Here is a 22,848-nt window from a genome sequence, read left to right as displayed (position 1 = left end):
CTGTCATTTCGCACACCCAGACTGCGCCGGCCCCCTTCCTTCCGTGAACCCGACCGATGCGCCACGCCCCGTTGCACCGTCGCCTGTTAGCCCTTGCCATTGCCACCGCCCTGCCCGGTCTCGCCCTCGCCAACGACGCGGAGACGACCGGCACCGCCGATGCCGCCGCGCGCGATGTGGTCGCACTGGATCAGGTCGTCGTCACTGCCCAGAAGCGTGCGACGAATCTGCAGAACACCCCGATATCGGTCTCCGTGGTGGATGCCGAAGCATTGAAGGATCGCAGCGCGATCTCGATCGGCAGCCTCTCCGATGGCTCCATCCCCTCACTGCGTGTCACCCCGTTCGCCACCCGCAGCTCGGCGCTGAACATCGGCATCCGCGGGATCGGTGCCTCCGGCGATGCCAATCAGCCCGCGCGCGATGCCGGTGTCGGCGTGTATGTCGATGGCGTGTTCATGGGCCGCGCGCAGGGCCTGGGCAGCATGTTGTACGACGTGGAGCGCATCGAGGTGTTGAAGGGGCCGCAGGGTACGCTGTTCGGCCGCAACACCGAAGGCGGCGCGATCAGCATTGTCACCAGACAGCCCACCGGCGAGTTTGGCGGCAGCGTCAGTGCCGGCGTCTCCAACTACAGTGGCTACACCACGGGCCTGCATCTGGACCTGCCGAAGGTGGGCGATGTGAGCTTCAAGATCGACGCCGTGCAGGCCAAACGCGGCGGTACCACCGACAACCCGATGCGCGGCGAGCGCGACTTCAACAGCTACGACAAGCGGGGCGCACGCTTCAGCGCGCTGTGGCAGCCCAGCGATGATTTCTCCGCGCTGTACGCCTTTGACCGCTCCTACGATGCCACCACGCCATACCACACGCAGTTGTTGGTGCTTGGCGCCTATGTGAGCCCGCTGCAGAAGGCCGGCGCCAGCGAGGATCGACGCGATTCCGCCATCCTTGGTGGCCCGCAGGAAGACAACATCGGCCGTACCAGCGGCCACCTGCTCAACCTCGGCTGGACCCTCAGCGAGAACGTGGAACTGAAGTCGATCAGCTCCTATCGGGAACTGACCCAGGGTCAGTTCGACATGGGGCTGGTCGACGCGATCTCCGCCTACGGTGGTCCGAACACACCCTTCGGCCGCTACAGCCTTGCCCAGGTCTACCAGCACCAGTACAGCCAGGAATTCCAGCTGATCGGCACCACCTCGCAGGTGCAGTTCCTGACCGGTGCCTTCTACTATCACGAAACCGCCGGTGACAACGCGCAGACCCCCAACATGCTGCTGTGGGGCCCGGGCGGCAACAGCTATACGCTCAACCCGGCGACCAACCCGTTGAACCTGGGCGACGTGCGCATCGACCGCGCCAGCAAGGCGTGGACGGACAGCCTGGGCATCTTCGGCCAGGCCACCTGGACGCCCGCCTCGCTTGAGCGCCTGCACCTGACGGCCGGTGGCCGCTACACGCGCGATGACAAGAAGGGCAGCCTGTACATCGTCAATGGGGCGGCTAAAGACCTCGCCTTCGACGATGCGTGGGGCCGTTTCGATCCGATGGTGAACATCGCCTACGACGTGGGCGAGAACGCCATGGTGTATGCCAAATACAGCACCGGCTTCAAGGCGGGCGGCGCCAACTCGCGCTCGACAACGTATACCGCCTTCGCGCCCGAAGAAGTGACGGCGTTCGAGCTCGGCGTCAAGTCGCAGTTCTGGGACAACCGCGCGCGCCTGAACCTGGCTCTGTTCGATTCGACGATCGAACACAAGCAGATGGATTTCTCGCTGCCGTTCGATCCCAACAGCGGCGAAACCCGCACCACGATGGTCACCACCAACGCGCTCAGCAACGGCACCTCACGCGGTGCGGAGCTGGAGTTCAACGTGATGCCGGTGGACAACTTCACCGTGGGGTTGAACTACGCCTACACCCGCATCGATGCGCAGCGCGCGGTCGACCCGTTCGGCGCCGGCGTGCAGGTCACGGTGCAGCCATTGCTGGCGCCGAAGAACGCCGGCAGCGTGTCGCTGGACTATCTGGTGCCGTTCGCCAACTTCTCCGCGCTGAAGTTCCACCTGGACGGCAACTGGTCCGATGGGTACTACACCAGCGAGTACGACCAGATGCTCACCGACAGTTCCTTCATCGTGAACGCCCGTGTCGCCCTGATCGACGTGCCCCTCAACAGTACGGGCTCGACCATGGCCGTCTCACTGTGGGCGCGCAACCTGCTCGACGAAGAACACCTGTTCTACAAGCTCAACAACGCCTCACTGGGCCAGAGCGGGATCTTCAATGACCCGCGCACCTATGGCCTGGACGTCACCGTCACCTTCTGATCGCCCTGGAGATCCTGATGCACCTTCGCCGCACCCACCTTGCCCTTGCCATTGCCCTCAGCCTGCCGATGCTCACTGGCGCCGGCCTCGCACTGGCCCGCTCGCCCGTCACCGATACCGCCGCCGCATCCACCATCGCGCCTAGCACCAACGTGCAGCCGGTTGCCGCCGATGCGCAGCGCGTGATCCCGCTGCAGGGCGCCTGGAACACGCGTACCTTTGCGGGCCTGCAAGGCACCCATGGGCCGATCCCGGCCAGTGCCTTCGTGCGCACCTCCGACCTGGGCCGCCTGACCGCCGCTGACCGCGATGCACTGGCCGCTGCCGGCGTCACGCTGGATATCGACCTGCGTACCGCCGATGAGCAGGCGCAGTCGCCGGACCTGCTGGCCACCGACGCCCGCTTCGCCTACCAGCGCACCTCGCTGATGGGCACCGAGAAGATGGACCTGCAGAAAATGATTGCCACCTTCCCCGACTCGCTGGGCGCGGCCTATGTGCAGTGGCTGGATCACAGCCAGCCGCAGTTCAAGCAGGTCTTCCAGCGCATCGCCGCCGAGCGTGACGGCACCGTGCTGTTCCATTGCACCGCCGGCAAGGACCGCACCGGCATCATCGCCGGGCTGCTGCTCGACCTGGCGGGGGTGTCCCGGGCGGACATCGTGCACAACTATGCGATCTCCGCACATTACCTCGAGGGCCAGCCCAAGGACAGCGCAATGAACGCGCAGATCATGGAACTGATCAAACAGAACCCGGAGATCGGCAGGAAGATGGCCGGCATGGCCGGCACCGCACCGGAGAACATGGCGATGTTCCTAGTGGCTCTGCATCAACAGTACGGCGGTGCCGAAGGCTACTTGAAGTCCATCGGCGTCAGCGAGGCGGAGATCGATCAGCTGAAGGTGCGGTTGGGTCAGGCGGGCTGATCGCAATGCATGACGCAGGCGCCGGGGCACGCCCGGCGCCTGCTCGATCCGAGGTGAGCCAGCAGCTCTCCATCCCGGGCGAGCACGCGGCTCTGCGTGGGCATGAGCGATGACGGCCTATTGCGCCTGCGGCTCGCCCAACGGGCGCTGCTGCCGCTCGTCCTGATCGAACGTAATGTAACGGCGGTGGATGAGCTTGGCATCCATGTCCCAGCGATACGTCTCCACCCCGCCGTTGCCCGTACCGTCGGATAGAAGACCGACAATGCCGCGGGTCAGGTTGTCCGTGAGCAGCACCTGGGCCGCACCGTCGGCATCCACGCGCAGGCTCAGGCGATCACGCAGGTGATCCTCGCCCTTCCCCACCGGAGCATCGAAGGCAAGACCTACCAGGCCATCTTCGTGGGTTGCCATCCCACCGCGTTCGTCGCCTTTGGCGTCGTACAACCACACACCGGCCGTGCGCGATCGCCTTCCCGCATCCACTGCATCCTGGCCCATCTCAACGCGCATTACGCCTTGGTCATCCAGCACAACGATGCGATGGGCGCGGAGTTCATCAACGGTGAGCGTTCCGCGCGGCGCCATCGACAGTGCGAAGACCGCCACGGCCAGGCCGGCAACAAGCACTCCAAGGGCGATAGTCAACAGAGTGAGGCGGCGTACGGACGTGCGAAGCACCTCCATTGGTTCTACAACGTCCATGTGCGTGGTGCTCCTTTGCTGATGTCCTTCCTTGGATCATAGCGCTGGCATCGCCGTTGACGTTGCGCCACGCGGTGATACGAGGTCCGCCAGGCACCCTCTTCCAATGTTGTCTAAGGCTGCCCGGCCATCACGCGTTCAATCCAGTCCCGATAGTGACTCACGCGCACATTGCAGGTGACCTGCCCATAGCGCCCGGGCCGGGCGGTCAGCACATTGCCCTGGACGACCTTCCACGACCCCTGCCCGGCCAGCAGCCAGTGGCCATCGTGCTCGATGAGCACCGGGCCGCCACTGTCACCGTTGCCCAGCACAGCCTCGAGCGGCAGCGCTTCGGGTGGTGCATCGAAGACATAGCAGAGCCAGCGGTCGTACGCGCTGGTGATCCGGTTGAAGCCGCGGCGAAGCTCGGTGCGGTTGGGGCCGTTGGGAGAATGCCCCGTAGCGCCGGTACCCGTAGCGCCCTTTCCCAGGATCTTCGCGATCTGACCGGCTTCGTCGCTGTCGCCGTAAAGGTCCACCGGCACCACGTCGGTGACCGGCGCTTTCAACCGGATCAGCGCAACATCATCGCCCGAGGCGAGAAACACCACGATCAGCATCGCCTCGCCGCTGGCCATGGCCTGATCGATCAACGTCTGCGGCAGCGTCCTGTAGCCGGGATGGGTGACCACCCGCTCAACCTCCCGCGCGGTACCGTTGATCATCACCTGCTTGAGATCGGCCTGCATCGGCAGCGTGTGCGCGGCCGTCAGCACCCACTGCGGTGCGATCAACGCGCCGTGGCCCTCGCCGGGCATGTCCACGAGGGCGGGAAACTCGGTGGCGGGAACGCGGTACTGCGCATCATCCACGTCATGACGGATGACGATGGCATGGGCGGTCGAAGACACTGCGAGCAGCATCCCGATCAACAGAAATCCCTTCATTGGTGATGCCTTGTGAGGTTCAGACAGCGGCGTCCAGATGCCCTGCGAGGCGTGGGGTACCGTTACGGCTCGCGCTCACGGGCTTCCAGCGCGCTGGCGAACTTTGCCATCAAACGCACCAGCTCCGATACCTCCTGCGCAGGCCACGAGGCGAAGATCTCCCGGCCGATCCGCTCACGTGCGGCATCCAACCGGTCCGTCATGTCCTTGCCCTTCGGTGCAATGGTCGCCTCACGGATGCGGCGGTCCTGTGGGTTACCGCGACGCGTGACCAGCTCCATCGCGGCCAGTTTGGCCACCTGACGGCTGATGGTCGTGTAATCCCGGCCCAGGCGATCGGCCAGCTCAACCACCCCGATCGGCCCTACCCGTTCGATCACCACCAACAGGCGGAACAACGCCTGGTCCAGCGTCACGCCCGCGTCCTGGATCAGCCGTTCATCGTTGCGCGGCCGGTTCATCACGCTGGCGAGGCTGACCATCGAGAGGTGGAGCGACCTCAACCCGGCCGAATTATGTGTATCTTGCACCTTCTTTTTCACCGGCATAGCATCCCCTCCAAGTAAGTGCATATTACACATACCTGGAGCGATGCAATGGGCAACACCCCTGACGTAGTGATCTGTGGTGCCGGCGCCGCCGGCCTCACCCTGGCCATTGAACTTGCCCGCCGCAACGTGGCCTTCCGCCTGGTGGAGCAGCGGGATCAGCCGTTCCATGGGTCGCGTGGCAAAGGTATCCAGCCGCGCAGCCAGGAAGTCTTCGAGGACATGGGCATCGTCGATCAGCTGTTCGCGGCCGGCGGCCTCTACCCCGTCTCGCGCTCGCACCATGCGGATGGCACCCACACGGACGCCGCCGTCATCGAGGCCGCGCCGGCCTCCCCGGCCGAACCGTATCGACAGCCGCTGATGGTGCCGCAGTTCCTGACCGAATCCGTGATGCGCGACCGCTTGGCGGAGTTGGGGCACCGGGTCGACTTCGGACACGGACTGATCGGCGTCGAGCAGGACGACACCGGGGTAAGCGTCCGTCTTGCCACGCCAACGGGCGAGCAGACCGTGCGCACGCGCTACCTGATCGGCACCGACGGCGGGCGCAGCTTCGTGCGCCAGGCACTGGGTATCGGCTTCCCCGGCAAAACGCTGGGCGTGCGCGCGGTGGTGGCCGACATCGTGCTGCAAGGGCTGCCACGCGACGCCTGGCATACGTTCAACCAGGACGACATGGCGCAGCGGATCTCTCTGTGTCCACTCATGGGAACACGCCTGTTCCAACTGCAGGCGCCGGTCCCGCTGGAGGGTGAGGTGGACCTCTCGGCCGACGGCCTCGGTGCCATGGTGCGTGCGCGGACCGGCCGCCATGATCTCACCGTTCTCGACGTGCAATGGGCCTCGGCCTACCAGATGAGTGCCCGGCTGGCAGACCGCTACCGCGACGGCCGTGTCTTCCTGGCAGGCGATGCTGCCCATACGCATCCACCCACCGGCGGCCAGGGCCTGAATACCAGCGTGCAGGATGCCTACAACCTTGGGTGGAAACTGGCTGCAGTGCTGCAGGGTGCACCGGCCGCGCTTCTCGGTACGTACGAACAAGAGCGACGCCCCATTGCGGCCGCCATGCTCGGGCTTGCAACCACGCTGCTTGAGCACGCACGGCGCGGCGACAATCGACGTGGGCGCGAGGTGCAGCAGCTCGACCTCGGGTACGCCGACGCCTCGCTCTCGCTACCTGCTGAGCCCCGACGTGGGCGTATCACGCCGGGGCGCCGCGCCCCCGACGCCCTTTTGCAGGGTGCGGGTGGGCAGCCAGTACGTCTGTTCGAGGTATTTCGAGGGACCCATTGGACGTTGCTGGGTTACCAAACCGGCCGCGCCGCCGCTCGTGCGCGGAAGGGTCTGCGCATCCATGTCATCGGCCAAGGCGGGGAGCTGCGTGATGCGGCCGGACACTTCGCCGATGCCTACGGTCTGGCGCCGGGTGAGTGGCTGCTGATCCGGCCGGATGGCTACGTGGCTGCTGTCGCTGTTGAGGGACACATCAACGTGCTCGAAGCACACTTCGAACGGCATGCACCGTGATGCGATGCGCCCCTCACTTGCCGGCTGGGCCAGCCCGGGTTCCCTCGTCGCCCTGCGTCGCCGCACGGCTCTTCGCGAACTCCGGGAAGGTCTCCGCTATCGACGCTTTGTCCGGAAGGACGTAGAACACCCCGCCCCGCTGGAATGTCGCCTGGATGACCTGCTCGTAGAAGCCCGGCGACACATTGATGCAGCCATGGGTTACCCGGTTGTCGTCTGGCGAGGGCGATGCCAGACGTTCCACGCGCCTTTCGGCCGGGACGCCCATCGCCGTCGGGTGGATGGAGACGGCGGACTCATAATCCACCCACAGCACGCGACCGGCATCGATCGACGGGCCGTAGCCGCCCACGAAGCGACCTGCCGGCGTCGTACGGTCCCGACCCGGAATCTCGCGAAGCGCAAGACCGGCAATACCGGGCGCCGTGTGGTCACCGGTGGCCGAGCCGAACAGCCCGGACGCGGCGCCGCGAAGCCGGCCCTCGCCATCGAAGACCAGCACCTGGGCAGCGGCCTTGTCCATGATTGCGAATGGATAGCCTTGGCTGTCCTTGGTGGCAACCACCCAGCCCGCGAGTTCGATCACGGTGTTGGATACTTCCTGGCCTGGCGGGAGTTCATCGACAGCGGCTGTCGGCTGCGCAGCCGCATCCTCGGCGTTTGCCACGCCGATGCTTGCCAGCGCCAGCGCCATGGTCAGTGCGCCGCGAAGGGCCAGGACTACGGGGTATGAGTGCGTACGGATGGGACACTTCCTTGCAATGACGATTGCACGATCATCGACAACGGGTGGCCTGCGTAGGCCACCCGTTGTCGATTCAAACGTTGCTCACACACGGCGCGCGAGCGATCAACCGCGTGGCTTGCGGCGGGGTGCCTGTTCGAGCTGCTGCACACGGCCTTCGATCTGATCCAGACGCTGGTTGGCCTGCTGCGCGGATTGATTGGCCGATTCGGCGCTCTGGGCCGCGCCCTGCACCTTCGTGTCGAGCTGATCAAGGCGCGAGTTGATCGTGGCGAACTCGTCCTTGTACGTGGCGCAGGAACTGAGGCCTACGGTAGCGATGATTGCCACAGCCAGCGTACGCGCCGTCGTCATTTGTTTTGTGGTCAGAAACATTGCAGTGCCTCCTTCGTCTGGGGTGTTCGGACTATAGCGGCCTTTTCGCCAGCGCCATGACCGGCATTCAGTTGAAGCTGGGAGACGTAGAGGCAGTGTGATGACGAGTCGCCACCGGCGTGGTAGAGGGCGCAGCTTCCGACGACGACATCTTCATGGATCACCACATACTCGGCGAGCATGCCCGGCAGCGGGCCACCGAGCGAGTGGCAGGACACGCATTGCGCGCCACCTGCTGCGCTTTGCGGATCAGGCCAGCACGCGTCAGCCGTTGGGCACACCACCCAGCCGCGCCAGCACGTCTTCCCGGCACGCATCCAGGATCTCGTCCGCCAGCGGCGAGTCGCCCGGGCAGGACCTGGACAACACCATCGCGCCGACAGCCTGGGCCATCAAGGCGATGCGCCGCGCACGCGCCTGTTCGCACGTGGGGCCGTCTGACTGGCCTTCCCGGTAGGGAGAGACGGCCAGCTGCGCCTCGATACCTGCCGCGAAGGCCGCCTTGACCGGATCCGGCTGACGCGACGCGTCGGTGCACAGCGCTGACATGGTGCAGCCCTGGCCTGGCGCGTCACGATGCTGCCGGGACAGGTAGTAGCGCATGAAACTCGCCAGGTCCATGTCGGCCGCGGCATCGGCCGATTTCGCCAGGCCGCAGCTTGCCGCCTCCGCCATCAGGTCGGCCTTGGAGCCGAAGTGCTTGTAGAAGCCGCCATGGGTAAAGCCGGCGGCCGCCATGAGGTCTGCCACGCCCACGCCGTCGTAGCCCCGCTCCCTGAAAACCGTGGAGGCGGTGTCGACGATGTGCGCCCGGTTGGCCTGGGCCTGTGCCTTGGTGACCTTCATGACGGGTTGTCTCTTGATGCTTTGCCGCGATAGACCCGCACTTTACCATGGATAGATGACCATCATCATCAAACCATTGACACCTAAGATTATGGTCATCATCATTGCGGTACTTCCAGGCGACGCCACTGCCGGCCCGCCCGCGCCACCCCCTCAACGACCACGACCCCGCACCCGCCATGACGACCTCGACACTGTTCCAGCCCTACCCGCTTGGCCCACTGACCCTGGCCAACCGCATCGTGATGGCACCGCTGACGCGCAACCGCGCCGGGGCCGGTCTGGTGCCCGGTCCGTTCGCCGCCACCTACTACGCCCAGCGCGCCTCGGCCGGGCTGATCATCACCGAGGCCACCCAGATCTCGGCGCAGGCCCAGGGCTACCAGGACACGCCGGGGCTGTACACGCAGGATCAGATCGACGGCTGGCGCAAGGTCACCGACGCCGTGCACGCGCGCGGCGGACGCATCTTCGTGCAGCTGTGGCACGTGGGCCGCATCTCGCACGTGGATCTGCAGCCCGGCAACGCCGCGCCGGTATCCGCCTCGGCCATCCGGGCGCAGACCAAGACCTTCGTCCACAACGGCTTTGTCGATGTGTCCGAGCCGCGTGCCTTGGAGATCGACGAACTGCCGGCCATCGTCAACGACTTCCGCCGGGCCGCCGCCAATGCGATCGCCGCCGGCTTCGACGGTGTCGAAATCCACGGCGCCAACGGCTACCTGCTTGAGCAGTTCATCAAGGACGGCGCCAACCAGCGCACCGATTTCTACGGCGGTTCGATCGAAAACCGTGCGCGCCTCCTGCTGGAGGTCACTGCAGCCGTGGCAGCCGAGATCGGTGCCGATCGCACCGGCGTGCGCCTCTCGCCGGTCTCGCCGGCCAACGCCATCGCGACCATCAGCGATCCGCAGCCGCAGTACGACTACATCGTCGATCAGCTCAGCGCGCTGGGCGTCGTCTACCTGCATGTGGTCGAAGGCGCGACGGGTGGCCCGCGCGATGTCGCCCCGTTCGACTTCGACGGCCTGCGCCGCCGTTTCACCGGCACCTACCTGGCCAACAACGGCTATGACCTGGAGCTGGCCAACGCGCATCTGGCCGGTGGCAAGGCCGACCTGTTCGCCTTTGGCCGTGCCTTCATCAGCAATCCGGATCTGGTCGAACGCCTGGAGACCGGCGCGCCCTTGAACGCCCTGAACCCGGCCACGTTGTATGGCGGCGGCGCGGAGGGCTACACCGACTACCCCGCCCTGACCGACACGCTCGCGCAGTAACTCCCTCGCCAGAGCCGCGCCGCATCCCCGTTCCCCCATTACATGCCAAGAGACACACCATGAGCCTGCTTCCTGCTGTCCTCATCACCGGCGCCTCCAGCGGCATCGGCACCGTTTACGCCGAACGTTTCGCGCGCCGCGGCCATGATCTGGTGCTGGTCGCGCGCGACACGGCGCGGCTGGACACACTGGCCGCGCGCCTGCGCCACGATACCGGCGTTGCCATCGATGTACTTCCGGCCGACCTCACCCAGCGCGCCGACCTGGCCGCCGTTGAAACCCGCCTGCGCGACGACACCCGCATCGGCATCCTGATCAACAACGCGGGCATCGCCCAATCCGGTGGCTTCACCGAGCAGTCGGCCGACAGCATCGAACAACTGATCACGCTGAACACTCTCGCCCTGACCCGCCTTGCCGCTGCCGTTGCACCACGGCTGGCCAGCGCCGGCGAAGGCGCGATCATCAATATCGGCTCGGTGGTCGGCCTGGCGCCGGAGTTCGGCATGTCCGTCTACGGTGCGACCAAGGCCTTCGTGCTGTTCCTGTCGCAGGGACTGAGCCTGGAGCTGACGCCCAAGGGCGTCTATGTGCAGGCCGTGCTGCCCGCGGCGACGCGCACCGAGATCTGGGAGCGGGCCGGTATCGACATCAACACGTTGCCCGAAGTGATGGATGTCGGCGAGCTGGTCGATGCCGCCCTGGTCGGCTTTGATCGCCGCGAGACCGTCACCATTCCACCGCTGCATGTGGCCGAACGCTGGGACACGCTGGACGCATCGCGTCAGGGCCTGCTCTCGGACATCCGGCAGGCGCAGGCGGCGGAACGGTACCGCAACCGCCCATGAAAGCCTTCCTCATCGACCGTTATGGCACAAAGGAGACCGGCCGCATCGGCGACGCCCCACAGCCTGCGCTGCGCGATGGCGATGTCCTCATCCGCGTGCACGCGGCCAGCGTCAATGCGCTGGACACCAAGATCCGCACCGGGGAGTTCAAGCTGATCCTGCCTTATCGCCTGCCGCTGATTCTTGGCAACGATATGGCCGGCACGGTGGTAAGTGTCGGCGCCGGGGTTCACCACTTCAAACCCGGCGATGAGGTGTATGCCCGTGCCGACGATGATCGCATCGGCACGTTCGCCGAGTTCATTGCGGTCAATGCTGCCTCGGTGGCGCTCAAACCCGGCAACCTCACCATGGTGGAGGCCGCCTCGCTGCCCTTGGTCGCGCTGACCGCATGGCAGGCGCTGGTCGAAACCGCCCAGCTCAAACCCGGGCAGAAGGTCTTCATCCAGGCCGGCTCCGGCGGCGTCGGGACGGTGGCGATCCAGCTGGCCAAACATCTGGGCGCCTTCGTGGCCACCACCACCAGTACCGCCAACGTCGCGTGGGTGAAGGATCTCGGCGCAGACGTCGTCATCGATTACAAACAGCAGGATTTCGCGACGGAACTGCGTGACTACGATGTGGTGCTCAACAGCCTCGGCAAGGATGAACTGACCCGCTCGCTGCAGATCCTCAGGCCGGGCGGACATCTCATCTCCCTCTCAGGGCCCCCCACGCCCGCGTTTGCTGCGGCACGCGGACTGGCCTGGCCGCTCAAGCAGGTCATTCGCCTGCTCAGCCATGGCATCCGCAGTAAGGCCAAGCAGAAGGGCGTGACCTACACGTTCGTGTTCATGCGGGCCAGTGGGCAGCAGCTGGGCGAGATCACCTCGCTGGTAGAGGGCGGTGCCATCCGCCCGGTCATCGACCGGGTCTTCCCGTTCCGGGAGACCCTGAGCGCCTTGGCCCATGTCGAGAGTGGCCGGGCCAAGGGCAAGGTGGTGGTGGAGATGCGGTAGGTTGCGATCAGGTCTCTCATCTCTGCCGAGCCTCACTACCGGTGGTCATCGCCGCCCTGCACATTCGTCAAACGCCAGCCCTCTGATTCCTTTTCGAGGCGCCAGCCCGCGTTGAGAACAAGGGTCCAGCCCGGCCCTGTCCAGTTGGAGGCACTACCGGTAACCTCACCGCCACTCAGCGTGACAAGTGTCCAGTCTTTTGACATCAGCGCACCCGATTCCGCCGTGAGCTCACCCCACTCGTCACGTACCGTGAGCGGTGTGTACACCGTGCCCACCTCGTCCAGCGGAAAGAGCGCGCGCGGATCGAACGATGCGGACGGTTTACTCAGTGGAAGCCGGACCGCGTCCCCACCGAGGTACCGCTTTCGATACCCGGCACTGCGCTGCTCACGGATCCTGGCGCGCTCATGTTCTTGGGCACGTACCTCGTCCACCCCATAACGGCGACCGACACCGTCCGCCCCGGTTGCGCTGAGCGGCGTGCCCAGCTGTTCGGCCAGCAGTGCCGGCAGGTCAGACGCGGGCGACAGCCCGCTGCGCCAGTGCGGCGACCACCGATCCAGCAACATCCCGTACGCCGGCCCGGTCACGTACGCCGCCGATCGGACAAAGCTCGGTGAGGCATCTGCTGCAGCCAGAGACTTGACCAACGCCGTCACCATGTTCCCCCCATTGGCAGCAGCCGCAACCCGGCGGCCTGTGTACTCGGCAAGGCCCTCATTACGCTCAACCCTTGCCTCTTCGTCCAGCACCCGGGTGCCCGACGCCGAGCCCGCAGAGCGAAGTGCACGGAATCGCAGCGCTGCGGCGACATGCGGCCGAGCATCACGATCATCGGTCGCGGACAGCGCCTTCGCCAACGCACGCATCTCCAACCGCAACGCGATGCGCCCAAGCTCACCATCAAGATGCGCTGTGTCGCCTTCGGAAGCGGAAAGTCCCAACATGGCCTGCACGCAGTGCCATTGTTCATGCCAGAACAGGGTCGCGAGTCCGTCGTTGTCCGCAGGCAGTGGCAGAATCAACAGCACGTTGGAGGCCCCGTCGATATCAATGCATGTATTCGCAGGAGGCTGATCCTTCCGCAGAACGACAGACTCCACATCGCCCGTGGCGACGTTTCGACGCCAACTCGTTCCGGTAACGCGGTCGTGCAGCACCACAGGGGCATCCAGCGGCACTCCCCACAGTGCCTCTGCCGCCTGCTTCGACGCGGGCGCCTGCGCGACCGTCGCCACGCGTTGCAGCGCTTCTTCCAACCCCGGCGGCTGCACCGCAGCCGAAGCCGCAAACGGAGTCAACCAGGCGACGGCAATGGCTACGCCACGGAGAACAGGGATGGACATCCTTCTCATTGCAGGCGCGTCTCCTTAAGGCGCACATCCCACCCCGTCATTGTCACGGTCGAGGTGAGGCCCATATCCAGGGTCGCCGCGGCGCACCGGCGCAGCCCCGGCTGCTCTAGCCTCCGCGCAGTTTGCAAAGGCCCCGGCTCTGCCAGAGGCGGTTGAGGTCAACCCGCTACGAGGCACAAGAGCGTTGCTCGGCGCAGCAGAGTCTCCACCATGGCAGTGATAATTGCCCGTCTTGCGCGTTCCGCTAGAACTGCCCCTGCAAGTACTTTCCACCAGAATCTCTGAGCTCAGCTCTATTAAAGAGCTTCGCTTTAAAATTGAAATCCCCATCAATCCGCACGATCATCAGCTTCTCGAAGCCGCCTTCTCTCTTCACGATCACGCGGCTGCTGGCCTTCTCTGGAGAGATAGTCTTAACCTCGACAAGCGCGCCGTCGATAGTGCCGTCTGAGCCGGCATGGTGGGTGCAGTGTCGGCGCAGACCAAATCGGATCTCAGCATAGATCTCGCCGAGCTCTCCCCATATCTGCAGGTACCGGCCCGTATTTTGAAAGTGGCGTTCGGCACAGTCGACAAGGTCGCTGAAGACTTCGCCCTGCTCGATGAAGCTGTGAGGAAAGCCCTCACGACTTCTGAAAGGACTTGGAGATTTCCCCGCGTACGCATCGGCTTCATCAGCGTCATCCAGCTCACTATCGACCCAGTTGCTGTCCAGGCACAGCGATTCCGAGGGGTCATAACCACAAGCGGCAGCGTCCTCGATGTCCCGGGCGCTGCAACCGCGGCCATGCATCTCGTGTAGAAAGTCCCAATCTCCCATGACGCATCCCTGCCATGACCAAGTAGTGAACCAGCGCTGGTTATACTACTTGGTCACAAGCGACGCCATCCCCGACTTACTGTTGCGGCGCAAGCCCATGGCGCCCGGCTGACCCCATCCACGCAGGCAGGTCGGCTACCGCGGCTGTGGGCAATCCGTTCTTACCCGATCAGCGCCAGCCGCGGTTGTGGTTGCGGCGGCCATGGTCCCAGCGACGCTGGTCGTGACGACGATCGTGGCGGCTGGTGCGCTCGTAACGGTGGTCGCGGTCATAACGGCGATCACGGTCGTAGCGATAGTCGCGGTTGTCCCGGCGATCCTTGGTGGTGACATTGCCGATCGCGCCGCCGGCCACTGCACCGCCTGCGGTCATCATCGGGTCGCCGTTGGACAGCACGTGCCCCGCGACGCCACCCACGACGGCACCGACCAGTGTGTTCTTGTCCTTGCGCGACAGCGCGGAGGCATCGCCTGCGGCGATGACGCCAGCGGTCAGAGCCAATGCCATGGCCAGGCCACGGAAGCTGAAAGCGGTTGAGGTGAGCATCGTTGGATCCTCCAAACGTATCGGTGTGGAATCGAATCTGGTGGCCGAAGATTGCCGGAACATTGCGCACCCGCGGATGAACCGCCCCCTGTTCAGTTTGGCGAAAGTACAGCTTGGCGGGGCCATGCCCTCGCGCCAAGCCGACGCCTGCGCCTCTACAGTGGCACGCGTGTGCCTCGCCACGGACGCACTCAACGACCGCTTCAGAGCCCGAGCCGCATGCACTCACCGATCCCCGCCCTCGCCCTCGCCGCCTCTCTTTCAGGCCTCTCCGTCACGGCGTGCGCTGCCCCGTCGCAACCGTCGCGCACCGTTTTCACCGACGTCACCGCCACCCATGTTCCGACCGACGCGGCCCTCCATGCACTGGATGCGGCGTTGCTGGATGCCGATGGCGATGGCGATCTGGATGTCGCGGTGGCGGTGGAGAATGGGGCCAACCGGCTCTACCTCAATGAGGGCACCGGCAAGCTCACACAGGCGCCCGATGCGTTCGGCACGATCACCGGCGACAACGAGCATGTACGTGTGGCCGACGTCGATGGTGACGGCCATGTCGATGTGCTGTTCATCCCTGAAGAGACCGAGCAGCACAACCTGTTCCTGGGACAAGAATCCTCAGACGCGCCTGCTGATCAATCAAGGCGAGGCCCGTTTCAGGGATGACACCGCCGCCCGCCTGCCCGCGCATCGTTTCTCCAGCTGGGGCGGGACGGTGGTGGATGTCAATGAGGATGGCCATCCGGACCTGGTGGTCAGCGCGATTGCGGTACCTGGCTTCGTGCCGCTGCAGGTTCGCGCCTGGCAGAACGATGGCAAGGGCACCTTCACCGACGTCACTGCCTCGGTGATCCCCCGCACCACGGTGGGACGCAGCTGGAGCATGGCGCGCGGTGATCTGGATGGGGATGGCAAGCCTGATCTGTTCATTGGGGGTGGCAGTCGCAGGCCCGCCTGCTGCTGACCGGCAACAAGATCGACGAGTAAACCTGCGCAAACCGATGGCTTCACGCTGGCATTTGCTATCGTGCCCTCCGTCCGTCCCTCCTTCCCAGGAATCCCATGCCCCGTAAGCCCTCCACCGCCCCCTCCGCATCATCGATGAAGGCCAGCCTGGCAGCTGCGGTCGCGCGATCGGGAATGGATGAAAGCGCGCTGCTACGGGCCGCCACGAAGGAGGCGTTCGAGCGCGCACTCGTACTGCTCACCACCTCCTACGCCGATTTCAGCCCGGAACAACAGCGCAGGATCCAGGCAGCCGTGGACAGCGCCGGATCGTCCAGCACCGCCACGCGCGCCAAGCCGGCCAAGATTCCCCGCGAAGCACTGCCGCCCCGCTTCTGGCTGCCGCACAGCGGTGCCACCTGGTCCGGCCGCGGGCGCATCCCCGGTGCGTTCCTTGCGTGGGAGGGCACCGTGGCCCACACCGAATGGAAGAAGACCCACCCCGATCAACGCTTCCCGTCCTATCCGGGCTGAGGCGGCAGCATGCAGCAGACCGTCATTCCGCAGTTGCGCATGACCGATGCCACGATCAGCGTGCCGTTCTATCAGCAGCTCGGGTTTTCGATCGACTGGGAACACCGCTTTGCCCTGGACATGCCGCTGTTCGTGCAGATCAGCCGTGAGGGCCAGCAGGTGTTTCTCAGCGAACACGCCGGCGATTGTGAGCCCGGCGGCGCTGTCTATTTTCATGTGCCTGACGTGGATGCGCTGCATGCCGCGTTCGTCGCGGCCGGCGCGCCGGTCTTCCGGCCGCCGGCGGATGTGCCCTGGGGCGGGCGCGAAATGATGCTGATCGATCCGGACCACAACCGGCTGCGGTTCGCGACGCAGGGCGATTGATCGAAGCGACTATGATGGTCGCCATTGAACGAAGCAGTGGTTGCAGATGAGTCGCGGAATCAAGATGCGCAAGGCCGTGGGAACGCACGGCACCCTGCACCGGTTGGCCGACCTGCAGAAACGCCATGACGCGCAGCAGACCCTGCCCACGTTGCTCTGCGATGGCTGCAACGTGCCGGTGCGATTCGTCCCCGCGCACGACAGGAGCGGTGCCGACGGTGCCCTTCCCGCCGCGGTTCCTGCGTACATCGCGTTGAACAAGGGGGCTGAGCACCTGCCAGGGTGCCGCTACAACGCCCGCTCACATCTGCAGGCCCTGCTCGCCAGCGGAACCGATCCCGAGTTCCTGCCTGCGCTGGGCGATGGCCGGCATGAGCTGCGTCTGTTGATCCTCCAGCAGGCCCTGAAGCGGGGCAGCGCCGGGCCGACCCCTCTCCCGGCAGACGCACCGTTCGACGGTTACCTGCGCACCCTCACCGACCTGCTGATCCTGCACGCGATGTGCGAGGACGACACGCTGCTGACCGCGCAGCTGACCCTGCGCCTGGGCAAGAAGCGGGTCGATTGGGCGAATTTCCTCTACGGGCAGGAACGCTACGACGCAGCATGGGAACGGCTTGGCTCGGCATCCAGCGAGCTGCCGCTGGCGCTGCTCGGGACGGTGCGGTCACATCGCACGCCACAGCCGGGTGACCCCCATGGCGTCACCTTCCTCAACTGTGCCCCGAAGTATCAGCACACCGGCGTGACCGACCGCCGGGATTTCTACGAAGTCAGCGTCGGGCACACCGATACGGCGTGGCTGAAGTCCTTCCCGGTGGGCGCGGAGATCGTGATGTTCGGGCTGTGGCGCCAGGGAAGAAGCAGCACCGCCTCACGGCCGCACCCGACCGACCCGCGCCGGACCATCACCAGCATCACCCACAAACTGGCACTGCGGCCGAGCTTTACCGGGCAGTTGCGTGTTGTGGAGTAAACCGCACGGCCCTCATGGGTTTCTCGTGATCGACCCCGCACAGCGATAACGACAGCCGTCGATATCGACGTGTATCACTACATTTCAAATGCGAATGCTTCGTGATACGATTGTTAAGATTACTTGAAACCCCACACGGACGTCCCCAGCCATCGCCAGCGGGCTCCCATAGCCACGGAGTACTTTCGCGATGTCGCACCCCTCCCCTTCTTCCCGTCGTTCCGGCGCCACGCTGGCCGTCGCCATCGGTCTGGTACTGACCGCCCAGGCGCATGCCGATGCCGCTGCGGATGCAGCCGCCTCACCCCGCCAGATGGATACCGTGGTGGTCACCGCCACCGGCGCCCAGCAGTGGATCAAGGACGCCCCGGCCAGCATCAGCGTGATCACCCGCGAGGAGATCGAACGCAAGCCGGTCAGCAGCATCGGCCAACTGCTGAGCACCGTGCCCGGCGTGACCGGCGGCTACGCGCTGTCCGGCGCGCAGTCCAAGATCCGCCTGCGCGGCCTGCCCGAGCAGTACACCCTGATCCTCATCGACGGCCGCCGTCAGGGCAATTCCTCCGGCGTGAACTACCGCGATGACCTGGGCCCGCAGGATCTGAACTGGCTCTCGCCGGACATGATCGAGCGCATCGAGGTGGTCCGCGGGCCGATGTCCTCGTTGTACGGCTCGGATGCGATGGGCGGGGTGATCAACATCATCACCCGCAAGATCGCCGACGAATGGGGCGGCTCGGTCACCTTCAACTACAGCAAGCCCGATTCCCCGACCCGCGGCGATACCACCCAGATGGGCGCGCTGTTCAGTGGTCCGCTGACCGAGAACCTGGGCCTGCGCGTCGGTGCCAATGTCACCAACCGCGAATCGGATACCGGCCGCCGCCAGACGCCCGGCAACAAGGCCGAGAACGCCAACGCCCTGCTGAACTGGCGCGTCAATGATGACCACACCGTCGGCTTTGAAGCCTCGCGTGGCGAGCAGCGCAACAGCGGTGCCGGTGACGTCGGTGCATGGGGCCTGTCCAAGCTGGTGCAGACCGGTTACGCGATCAAGCATGACGGCCGTTATGGCGATGCCGCCACCTCCAAGACCACCCTTGTCCAGAACGATTACGAAGACAAGGGCAGCGTGGTCGGCAACCACTCCAAGGAGACGGTGTTCGATACCGCGTTCACCCGCAGCTTCCATTGGGGCTTCGAGCAGAGCTTGAACGTGGGCGGGCAGTGGAAGCGCGAAGAGTTGAAGAACGGCGACACCATCGGCACCGTGCCGGTCACCTGGACCGGTACCGGGCGGATCAGCCCGGTCAGTGAGGCCGACTCCTGGGCGCTGTTCGCCGAAGATCACATCACGCTGCACGAGCGCTTCATCCTCACCGTGGGCCTGCGCTGGGACAACACCGACAATTACGACGACAACCTGAGCCCGCGCGTCTACGGCGTCTGGCACCCGTCCGATGACTGGACTGTGCGCGGCGGTGTCTCGCAGGGCTTCCGCGCGCCCACCCTGAAGCAGGGCACCGCGGGCGCTGCGACCCAGTCCGGTGGCAACGGCTGCACCGCGTTGACCGTGGAAGGCTGGACCAACCGCTCGATCAGCGCCGATGGCACCACCGGCTGCTACATGGCCGGCAATCCGAACCTGGAGCCGGAAACCAGCACCAACTACGAGCTGGGCGTCGGCTACGACAAGAACGGCTGGTCGGCCTCGGCCACCTACTTCCTGACCGACTTCGATGACAAGATCCAGCAGGTCCCGCTGCGTGACATCCCCGGCCAGACGACCAGCTTCGTCAACGGTTTCTGGTGGACGGTCGCGCAGAACATCCAGAAGGCCCGCACCCGCGGCGTCGAAGCCAGCGTCACCGTGCCCCTGCATGAGCGACTGAACTGGATCACCAACGCCACGCGCATGCTGGAATCGAAGAACCGCACCACCGGCGCCAGCCTGCTGGTGGTGCCCAAGCTGACCGCCAATACCTCGCTGGACTGGCAGGTCACCGATGACTGGTCGCTCAACCTGAGCGCGCAGCACATCGGCGAACAGCTGGTGTCTTCCACCAGCGCCACGTTCGCCAAGGCGTACACCACCTGGGATCTGGTCACCGGCTACGACGTCAACGAGCACCTGACGGTGCGCGCGGGCGTGCTCAACCTCGGCGATGTCTCCACCATCGAGGAAGGCAACAACTACGACGGCGGCGCACGCACGTTCTTCGTGGGTGCCACGGCGCGGTTCTGACCGCGCCGGGTCGAGTGCAGACCTGAAGCAACGAAGGGCGGCGCGGACTTAACCGCGCCGCCCTTCTGCGTTGTGAAGCAGCGCGTCGTTGCGCGCCACCGTCCATGCCCGCAACCCCATCACGGCCAGGCCGACGAACACCAGATACAGCACCGCGGTCACGTGCAGTGACTTGACCATGTACATGCCGACGTAGACAACGTCGACCAGGATCCACAGCCACCATGCGGCCGTGTGACGCCGCGCCTGCCACCACTGGGCGATCAGACTCAGCGCAGCCAGCATTGCATCCAGCCACGGCAACGCTGCATTGGTGAGGAAGTGCATCGCCGCGCCGAGCGCGATGCCGAAGGCGACGCCGATGCCGAGGTCACGCCACATGGCCGCCCGCGCCAGCGGCATGATCGCGACCCGGCCATCGTCCTCCACCTGCCCACGCCAGCGCACCCAGCCGTAGACCAGGAAGCCACCGAAGACGACCTGCAGCAGCGTGTCCGAGTACAGCCGGGCCTCGGCGAAGACCAGCGCGTACAGCGCCACCGAGATCAGCCCGACCGGCCAGGCAAGGGGCACCCGGCGCGTCATCAGCCACACGCCGAGCATGCTGACACCGGCCGCCGACCATTCCAGGATCGCCGGGTTCATAGCGCGAACGTGACCGACAGCCTGGCCTGACGCGGTGCGCCCGGGAACAGGTAGTAGTCGCCAGAGCTGCTGCCGGTATCGCGCCAGTAGAAGCGGTTGAACAGGTTGTCCACCGAGAGATTCCAGGTCACCGGATGCTCAGCCAGCTGATGCTTGAAGCGCAGGCCGGCGTCGAACACGCTGTAGGCCGGTGCGCTCACGCGACCATCGGCAGTGGCCACGTTGGAGGCCGCGTAACGCCATCCGCCGGTCAGCCCCAGGCCGGTCACGAACGGCAGCTGGTACTCCGCGTGCACGGTCGCGCGCGTCTTGGGCACGTTGATCAGCTGGTGGCCCTCGTAATCCGGCGTGCCGGCATCGCGTGCGCGGGCGCGCAGCACACTGGCGCTGGCGGTCAGCGACAGGCGCTCGGTGAGCTGGCCCTGCGCGGTGAGTTCCAGCCCGGTATGGGTCTGCTGCCCCTCCTGGACGAAGGTGTAGCCGGCATCACTGCCGTCCGGCTTGGCGTACTGGAACGGCTGCGAAGTGCGGAACAAAGCGGCACCCAACGTCAGCGCATCGCTGGACACATACTTGACGCCCACTTCGGTCTGGCGCGACAGCACCGCAGGCAGGAACGTGCCTTCGTTGGACGTCCAGAACGGCGCTTCCTGGCCAAGCGAAATGCCCCGCACGTAGCTCACATAGGCGTTGACCTCGTCGGTCGCCTTCCAGACCAGCGCGGTCTGCGGCAGGAAGCGCGACAGGCGGCTGTGCCGCTCGGGGTTGCCACGCTTGTCGTAGGCACGCTCATCCAGGCGCACGAAACGCCCACCGGCCAGCCACTGCCACTCGCCGAAGCTCATCCGGTCCAAAGCGAACACCGCCGTCTGCGCGCTGTCCAGACGCCGCGCGGACGGGCCCGGCATCAGCGGCGACGGTTCGAACTGCGGCACCTGTGCATCGTGGATGTTGGCGGTGCCCACGTATTCGTTGACGTTGCGGCGCTTGTCCACGGTGCGCTCGAAACGGTCCGCACCCACGCTCAGCGCGTGCCGGATATCGCCGGTGGCGAAACTGCCGCGCAGTTCGCCACGGAATTCCAGGTTGCGGCGGGTATCGTCCGGGCTGCGGTAATCGTAGATGTCGTAGTCGCCGTTGGGCGCGAAGTAGTTGCCCGGCACGCTGCCATCGGCACATCCGGCGGCGTAGTAGCAGCCGTAGGCGAAGGCGACGTTGTCGTCGATCACCGAGCGGCTGTAGCTGGCCGATACCCGCGACTGCCAGCCCGGGCTGAAATCGTAGGTATGCAGCGCGGTCAGGTTGGTGCTGTCGATGCCGACCGGCCGCTGCCAGGCCTGATAGCCCAGCAGGTGTTTGCGGTCCACGCCGCGCGGCAGCTCGGTGGCCCCCAGCAGCTGATAGCCCGAGGCCGAGCGCTGCGCGCTGGTCTGGTAGTTGGCATCCACTTCCAGCTTGCCGCGTTCGCCGATCAGCCAGTCGGTGGCCAGCGAGTAGAAGTTGCGGCGGCCGTCGGCATGGTCGATGTAGGAGTCGGTGTCTTCCCACGCGGCATTGAAGCGCACGCCGAAACGCGGCGACAGCCAATGGCCGAGATCCACCGCGGTGTAGCGCGAGCCTTCCGAATTGGTGCCGAGGGTGACGTTGCGGACCTCGGCCGGGCGCTTGCCCACGTAATTGATGATGCCGCCGGGCGCCATGACGCCCGCGGCGAGGCCGGCCTCGCCTTTGAGGATCTCCACCGACTGGATGTTCTCCAGCGCCAGGCGTTGCTCGCCGGTGATGGACAGCCCGTTGAAACGGTAGCCGGTACCGGTATCCAGCGGGAAACCGCGGATCGCGATGTTCTGGTAGTAACCGACCGGTGCATAGCTGTCGCCCAGCGAGGCATCGTTGCTGGCCAGCTCGGACAGCGTACGGATCTGGCGGCTGTCCAGCAGGTCGCGATCCAGCACGTTCACCGACGCCGGGGTGCTCTTCCAGTCACCCGCGCCGAAACTGCTGGTCTGCGTGGCGGTGGCTGCCGGCTGATGCGCCTGCACGCGCACGGCGGCAAGCTCGGTCGGCGAGCGCTCGGGCGCATCGGCGAGATCGTTGGCATGAAGAGGCAGCGCGGCGCAGAGGGCGGCGGACAACAGCGTGGGGCGGAAGCAACGGTTCATTCGATTCGTCATCAGCTGGGGGAGACGAAGCGAAGGCGCGCACGCGCACCGCCCCATCACGGCGGTATGCCTGCTGCTCAAAGCTCCCTACGCCGGTGCAAACCGGATCAGGTTCCAAGGGACTCTCTCAGCCTGGTTTCGCCAGGCACCCCCGCTTCTGTGACTATTTCACTACAAA

At 65.5% G+C, this 22,848-nt stretch carries 24 protein-coding genes and 1 riboswitch; of the genes, 12 read left to right on the top strand and 12 right to left on the bottom strand.

Going from position 1 to position 22,848, the window contains the following annotated elements:
- The first annotated feature begins 56 nt into the window (after window positions 1–56).
- Together AC06E9_RS06145 and AC06E9_RS06140 are read left to right on the top strand one after the other, a co-directional pair.
- Window positions 57–2,339: a TonB-dependent receptor gene (locus AC06E9_RS06145; protein WP_478055698.1), complete on the top strand. Its 2,283-nt coding sequence runs from the start codon at window positions 57–59 to the stop codon at window positions 2,337–2,339.
- Window positions 2,340–2,356: 17 nt separating this feature from the next.
- Window positions 2,357–3,268, top strand: coding sequence for a tyrosine-protein phosphatase (locus AC06E9_RS06140; RefSeq protein ID WP_478055697.1), 912 nt, complete (start codon window positions 2,357–2,359; stop codon window positions 3,266–3,268).
- Window positions 3,269–3,385: 117 nt separating this feature from the next.
- On the opposite strand, the gene AC06E9_RS06135 is transcribed toward AC06E9_RS06140, so the two are convergent.
- From AC06E9_RS06135 to AC06E9_RS06125, 3 genes are all read right to left on the bottom strand, one after another.
- Complete coding sequence (locus AC06E9_RS06135; protein WP_121037084.1) at window positions 3,386–3,973, bottom strand: hypothetical protein; 588 nt, start codon at window positions 3,971–3,973, stop codon at window positions 3,386–3,388.
- Window positions 3,974–4,086: 113 nt separating this feature from the next.
- On the bottom strand, window positions 4,087–4,902 hold the full coding sequence (locus AC06E9_RS06130; protein WP_478055696.1) for a S1 family peptidase: 816 nt from the start codon (window positions 4,900–4,902) through the stop codon (window positions 4,087–4,089).
- 62 nt (window positions 4,903–4,964) lie between these two features.
- Window positions 4,965–5,405 (bottom strand): MarR family winged helix-turn-helix transcriptional regulator, encoded by a 441-nt coding sequence (locus tag AC06E9_RS06125; protein WP_259462086.1) that lies wholly within the window; start codon window positions 5,403–5,405, stop codon window positions 4,965–4,967.
- 93 nt (window positions 5,406–5,498) lie between these two features.
- Between AC06E9_RS06125 and AC06E9_RS06120 the strand changes: the two genes are divergently transcribed.
- Window positions 5,499–6,983 (top strand): FAD-dependent oxidoreductase, encoded by a 1,485-nt coding sequence (locus AC06E9_RS06120; RefSeq protein ID WP_478055695.1) that lies wholly within the window; start codon window positions 5,499–5,501, stop codon window positions 6,981–6,983.
- 13 nt (window positions 6,984–6,996) lie between these two features.
- Here AC06E9_RS06120 and AC06E9_RS06115 read toward each other — a convergent pair whose 3' ends face one another.
- The 3 genes from AC06E9_RS06115 to AC06E9_RS06105 form a co-directional block, all read right to left on the bottom strand.
- Window positions 6,997–7,677, bottom strand: a complete 681-nt coding sequence (locus AC06E9_RS06115; protein WP_121037092.1) for a hypothetical protein — start codon at window positions 7,675–7,677, stop codon at window positions 6,997–6,999.
- A 156-nt stretch (window positions 7,678–7,833) separates the two neighbouring features.
- Window positions 7,834–8,082, bottom strand: a complete 249-nt coding sequence (locus AC06E9_RS06110; protein ID WP_478055694.1) for a hypothetical protein — start codon at window positions 8,080–8,082, stop codon at window positions 7,834–7,836.
- 285 nt (window positions 8,083–8,367) lie between these two features.
- The gene (locus AC06E9_RS06105) at window positions 8,368–8,949 is read right to left on the bottom strand and encodes a TetR/AcrR family transcriptional regulator (protein ID WP_478055693.1); all 582 of its coding nucleotides are present in this window, start codon (window positions 8,947–8,949) and stop codon (window positions 8,368–8,370) included.
- Between the two features lie 179 nt (window positions 8,950–9,128).
- Here AC06E9_RS06105 and AC06E9_RS06100 point away from each other — a divergent pair, with 179 nt between their 5' ends.
- The 3 genes from AC06E9_RS06100 to AC06E9_RS06090 are packed head-to-tail and all read left to right on the top strand — an operon-like array spanning window position 9,129 to window position 12,072.
- Window positions 9,129–10,226: an alkene reductase gene (locus AC06E9_RS06100; RefSeq protein WP_478055692.1), complete on the top strand. Its 1,098-nt coding sequence runs from the start codon at window positions 9,129–9,131 to the stop codon at window positions 10,224–10,226.
- Window positions 10,227–10,285: 59 nt separating this feature from the next.
- Window positions 10,286–11,074, top strand: coding sequence for an SDR family NAD(P)-dependent oxidoreductase (locus AC06E9_RS06095; protein WP_152151302.1), 789 nt, complete (start codon window positions 10,286–10,288; stop codon window positions 11,072–11,074).
- Window positions 11,071–12,072, top strand: coding sequence for an NADP-dependent oxidoreductase (locus AC06E9_RS06090; RefSeq protein ID WP_478055691.1), 1,002 nt, complete (start codon window positions 11,071–11,073; stop codon window positions 12,070–12,072). The genes AC06E9_RS06095 and AC06E9_RS06090 overlap by 4 nt, the downstream gene beginning before the upstream one ends.
- Before the next feature lie 35 nt (window positions 12,073–12,107).
- Here the strand turns inward: AC06E9_RS06090 and AC06E9_RS06085 are convergent, their stop codons facing one another.
- The 4 genes from AC06E9_RS06085 to AC06E9_RS06070 all read right to left on the bottom strand — a co-directional run bounded on the left by AC06E9_RS06085 (window position 12,108) and on the right by AC06E9_RS06070 (window position 14,797).
- The gene (locus AC06E9_RS06085; protein WP_478055690.1) at window positions 12,108–13,421 is read right to left on the bottom strand and encodes a hypothetical protein; all 1,314 of its coding nucleotides are present in this window, start codon (window positions 13,419–13,421) and stop codon (window positions 12,108–12,110) included.
- A 24-nt stretch (window positions 13,422–13,445) separates the two neighbouring features.
- Window positions 13,446–13,760 carry an excalibur calcium-binding domain-containing protein gene (locus AC06E9_RS06080; protein ID WP_461770325.1) on the bottom strand — a complete coding sequence of 105 codons (315 nt, stop codon included), beginning with the start codon at window positions 13,758–13,760 and terminating at the stop codon, window positions 13,446–13,448.
- Entirely contained in the window at window positions 13,675–14,250 is a 576-nt protein-coding gene (locus AC06E9_RS06075; protein ID WP_121037105.1) for a hypothetical protein, read from the bottom strand. The genes AC06E9_RS06080 and AC06E9_RS06075 overlap by 86 nt, the downstream gene beginning before the upstream one ends.
- A 169-nt stretch (window positions 14,251–14,419) precedes the next feature.
- A complete protein-coding gene (locus AC06E9_RS06070) occupies window positions 14,420–14,797 on the bottom strand; it encodes a glycine zipper 2TM domain-containing protein (RefSeq protein ID WP_461769972.1) in 378 nt (125 codons plus the stop codon).
- A gap of 219 nt (window positions 14,798–15,016) precedes the next feature.
- On the opposite strand from AC06E9_RS06070, the gene AC06E9_RS06065 reads away from it, so the two are divergent.
- The 6 genes from AC06E9_RS06065 to AC06E9_RS06040 all read left to right on the top strand — a co-directional run bounded on the left by AC06E9_RS06065 (window position 15,017) and on the right by AC06E9_RS06040 (window position 19,863).
- Window positions 15,017–15,463 carry an FG-GAP repeat domain-containing protein gene (locus tag AC06E9_RS06065; RefSeq protein ID WP_152151295.1) on the top strand — a complete coding sequence of 149 codons (447 nt, stop codon included), beginning with the start codon at window positions 15,017–15,019 and terminating at the stop codon, window positions 15,461–15,463.
- 49 nt (window positions 15,464–15,512) lie between these two features.
- Window positions 15,513–15,761, top strand: coding sequence for an FG-GAP repeat domain-containing protein (locus tag AC06E9_RS06060; RefSeq protein ID WP_461769974.1), 249 nt, complete (start codon window positions 15,513–15,515; stop codon window positions 15,759–15,761).
- A gap of 98 nt (window positions 15,762–15,859) precedes the next feature.
- Window positions 15,860–16,276, top strand: a complete 417-nt coding sequence (locus AC06E9_RS06055; RefSeq protein ID WP_259462088.1) for an H-NS family nucleoid-associated regulatory protein — start codon at window positions 15,860–15,862, stop codon at window positions 16,274–16,276.
- Between the two features lie 9 nt (window positions 16,277–16,285).
- Window positions 16,286–16,642, top strand: coding sequence for a bleomycin resistance protein (locus AC06E9_RS06050; RefSeq protein ID WP_121037115.1), 357 nt, complete (start codon window positions 16,286–16,288; stop codon window positions 16,640–16,642).
- 46 nt (window positions 16,643–16,688) lie between these two features.
- Complete coding sequence (locus AC06E9_RS06045; RefSeq protein WP_478055689.1) at window positions 16,689–17,618, top strand: hypothetical protein; 930 nt, start codon at window positions 16,689–16,691, stop codon at window positions 17,616–17,618.
- A 190-nt stretch (window positions 17,619–17,808) separates the two neighbouring features.
- On the top strand, window positions 17,809–19,863 hold the full coding sequence (locus AC06E9_RS06040) for a TonB-dependent receptor domain-containing protein (protein ID WP_478055688.1): 2,055 nt from the start codon (window positions 17,809–17,811) through the stop codon (window positions 19,861–19,863).
- Window positions 19,864–19,911: 48 nt separating this feature from the next.
- Here the strand turns inward: AC06E9_RS06040 and pnuC are convergent, their stop codons facing one another.
- Together pnuC and AC06E9_RS06030 are read right to left on the bottom strand one after the other, a co-directional pair.
- Window positions 19,912–20,508, bottom strand: a complete 597-nt coding sequence (pnuC, locus tag AC06E9_RS06035; protein ID WP_461769978.1) for a nicotinamide riboside transporter PnuC — start codon at window positions 20,506–20,508, stop codon at window positions 19,912–19,914.
- Entirely contained in the window at window positions 20,505–22,670 is a 2,166-nt protein-coding gene (locus tag AC06E9_RS06030) for a TonB-dependent receptor (RefSeq protein WP_478055687.1), read from the bottom strand. The genes pnuC and AC06E9_RS06030 overlap by 4 nt, the downstream gene beginning before the upstream one ends.
- Window positions 22,671–22,737: 67 nt before the next feature.
- Window positions 22,738–22,833, bottom strand: a riboswitch (TPP riboswitch).
- Between the last annotated feature and the right edge of the window lie 15 nt (window positions 22,834–22,848).

This window comes from Stenotrophomonas sp. Steno-Z10-BAI (assembly GCF_056393115.1).
The sequence above is the reverse complement of the archived record's forward strand: the minus strand, read 5'-3'. Positions and strand labels throughout refer to the sequence as shown.